Source organism: Microvirga sp. 2YAF29 (assembly GCF_052114605.1).
Taxonomy (GTDB): domain Bacteria; phylum Pseudomonadota; class Alphaproteobacteria; order Rhizobiales; family Beijerinckiaceae; genus Microvirga.
Genome location: NZ_JBFRFB010000035.1, coordinates 1 through 2,586, shown reverse-complemented (window position 1 = coordinate 2,586; position 2,586 = coordinate 1). Strand labels below are relative to the sequence as shown.

Genomic DNA, 2,586 nt, shown 5'->3' with positions numbered 1-2,586 from the left:
CATCATCACCGGTTTCGCCCGCGTCGAGGGCCGCACGGTCGGGCTTATTGCCAACCAGCCGATGGTGCTCGCGGGCGTTCTCGATTCCGATGCGTCGCGCAAGGCTGCGCGCTTCGTGCGCTTCTGCGATGCCTTTAACATTCCCATCGTCACCTTCGAGGACGTGCCGGGCTTCCTGCCGGGCACCGCGCAGGAATATGGCGGCCTCATCAAACACGGTGCGAAGCTGTTGTTTGCTTACTCCGAAGCCACCGTGCCGTTGGTGACGGTGATCACGCGCAAAGCCTTCGGCGGCGCCTATGACGTGATGGCGTCAAAGCATATCGGCGGCGACATCAACTACGCATGGCCCACCGCGCAGATCGCGGTGATGGGTGCGAAAGGCGCGGTGGAAATCATCTTCCGCCAGGACATTGGTGACGCGGAGAAGATCGCCGCCCGCACCAAGGAATACGAAGACCGCTTCATGTCGCCGTTCGTCGCCGCCGAGCGCGGCTACATCGACGAAGTGATCATGCCACATTCGACGCGGCGACGGATTGCGCGCGCGCTGGCGATGCTGCGGAATAAGGAAACCGAGCGGCCCTGGAAGAAGCACGACAATATTCCGTTGTAATGCGCTCTTATCTCCCTCTCCCCTCGGCGGGAGAGGGTTCAGGTCAGCGCCGGCAGTTTGCCTTCAATTTCGCTGCGCCGCGCTTCCAAAAATGCGGGCAACTTCAACTCATCGCCAAGATTGTCGTGCGTCTCATCTGCATCGAAGCCGGGTCCATCGGTCGCGATCTCGAACAGAATGCCGCCCGGCTCGCGGAAATAGACTGAGCGGAAGTAATTGCGGTCCTTCTGCTCAGTCGGTTGAAGCCCGTGCGTCTCGACCAGCTTGCGGACCATCTCGACTTGGTGCGCATCGTCAGTGGCGCGAAAGGCAATGTGATGGACGGTGCCGCCGCCGGTGCGGCCGGGTAGCTTGCTTCCGGCACTGCGCACATCGACAACGCTGCAGAGGACGGCATCGCCCTTGTAGCGGACGAGTTCGCCCTCGCGTGCCACTTCGCGGAAGCCGAACACATCGGTGAGGATCGCGCCGGTCGGCTCGCCGTTCTCCACGAGCAGGGTCACGCCTTCCAGGCCTTGAATGGCATGCTCAGTGGGAATGGCGCCTGTGGTCCAGGTATTGTCCGTCCGGACGTTCGCAATGCCGACAAGGGCAAGGCTCGTGCCGTCCGGGTCCTTGAAGGGCAGCACGCTCTGACCGAAGCGCTTTTCCGGCTTTCCATGCTCGACACCCTGTTCGATGAAGCGCTGCTCCCAAAAGGCGAGGGCGCTCTCCGGCACGCGGAAGGCGGTTTCCTGTGTCGTGCCGGTGCCAGTCTGCCCCGGCGCCACATGCTCCCAGGGGAAGAAAGTGAGGATGGAGCCCGGGCTGCCGATGCTGTCGCCGAAATAGAAATGATAGGTGGCGGGATCGTCGAAGTTCACGGTTTTCTTGACGAGGCGCAGGCCGAGAACCCGGGTGTAGAAATCGAGATTGCGACGGGCCGGGCCCGCAATGACCGTGACGTGATGAATGCCGTGGTGCCGCATGGGACATTCCTTAACGGGCAGGCGCCGGATGCGCCGGTTTGCTCAAGGACATAGATAACGCCGGGGCTTCAGGCAGTGCTGAAAGGCCGACTTTGCGGGATTGCAAGGGGGATTAGCCGAAGCATTAGGGCCGCGGAAATGCTGGAGATTTCGGGCCATCAAGGTTTCGGCAACCAAAGTCTCTCAACATCGCTTAACCTCAACAGGCGTTTAGGTTTGCCCGTTAACTGTTTGGGCCGGGTATTCGTGTGAAGCTTCTCTCCAGCACAGAAGATCAACCGGCCTTGCCAAGTAAAAGCCGGGGGGAGCCAAACGAATGATTAAGGATAGTCTTCGCGATTTCGTCGACGCCGCCGCCGAATCCAACTTTATCGGCGTCGACGACGTGAAATGGCTGACCGGCGATGTCCTTGCCGAGGGCATCACGAGCCGCCTCGAAGTGGAGACGCTTCTAGCCCTGGACCGTATGATCGAGGGCGACGAGAGCTGGGGCGCCGCTCTGACCAAGCTCGTCGTGGACTTCGTGGTCTGGAAGCGGGCACCCCATGGGGTCGTGAGCAACGACGATGCCCTGTGGCTCGCCACCGTCCTGGAAGTCAGCGGCCCCAGCCCGAACGCCATGCCCATCGCCTATGCCATCCTCGACGAGGCGGGCTATGTGGACGTGGCTTTGCTCGATTTCATCATGCGCGGCCGCCAGCAGGCCCGGCTCAGCCGGATGGCCGCTTAAAGCGCCCCAATCCCCGTCTAACGCTAATTGCTGACCCGGCCCCGCTTCCCGAAGGCACAGATGTGCAGTAACGGAGGTGGGGCTGATTTCTTTTGCGAGAGCGTTCGAGGGTTCATGTTCGAYAAGATCCTGATTGCGAACCGTGGTGAGATTGCGTGCCGGGTGATCAAGACCGCCCGCCGCATGGGCATCAAGACGGTGGCCGTCTATTCCGATGCCGACCGCGATGCCCTTCATGTGGAAATGGCCGATGAGGCCGTCCATATCGGCCC

4 protein-coding genes are annotated in these 2,586 nt (G+C 61.4%); 3 read left to right on the top strand and 1 reads right to left on the bottom strand.

From position 1 onward, the window contains the following. Positions 1-616, top strand: a 616-nt coding sequence (locus tag AB4Y85_RS19355; protein WP_441986533.1) for a carboxyl transferase domain-containing protein, incomplete at its 5' end; no start/stop codon positions are given. 38 nt (positions 617-654) lie between these two features. On the opposite strand, the gene AB4Y85_RS19350 is transcribed toward AB4Y85_RS19355, so the two are convergent. Beyond that, on the bottom strand, positions 655-1,584 hold the full coding sequence (locus tag AB4Y85_RS19350; RefSeq protein ID WP_441986532.1) for a ring-cleaving dioxygenase: 930 nt from the start codon (positions 1,582-1,584) through the stop codon (positions 655-657). Positions 1,585-1,900: 316 nt separating this feature from the next. On the opposite strand from AB4Y85_RS19350, the gene AB4Y85_RS19345 reads away from it, so the two are divergent. Both AB4Y85_RS19345 and AB4Y85_RS19340 read left to right on the top strand, forming a co-directional pair. Then, complete coding sequence (locus AB4Y85_RS19345; protein ID WP_441986531.1) at positions 1,901-2,314, top strand: hypothetical protein; 414 nt, start codon at positions 1,901-1,903, stop codon at positions 2,312-2,314. A gap of 114 nt (positions 2,315-2,428) precedes the next feature. Next, positions 2,429-2,586 (top strand): biotin carboxylase N-terminal domain-containing protein (locus AB4Y85_RS19340; RefSeq protein WP_441986534.1); only part of this gene is annotated, 158 nt, incomplete at its 3' end.

Excerpts from the sequence above, each read along its gene's own strand:
- AB4Y85_RS19345 (WP_441986531.1), top strand. The coding sequence starts at position 1,901 with ATGATTAAGGATAGTCTTCGCGATTTCGTCGACGCCGCCGCCGAATCC.
- AB4Y85_RS19350 (WP_441986532.1), bottom strand. The coding sequence starts at position 1,584 with ATGCGGCACCACGGCATTCATCACGTCACGGTCATTGCGGGCCCGGCC.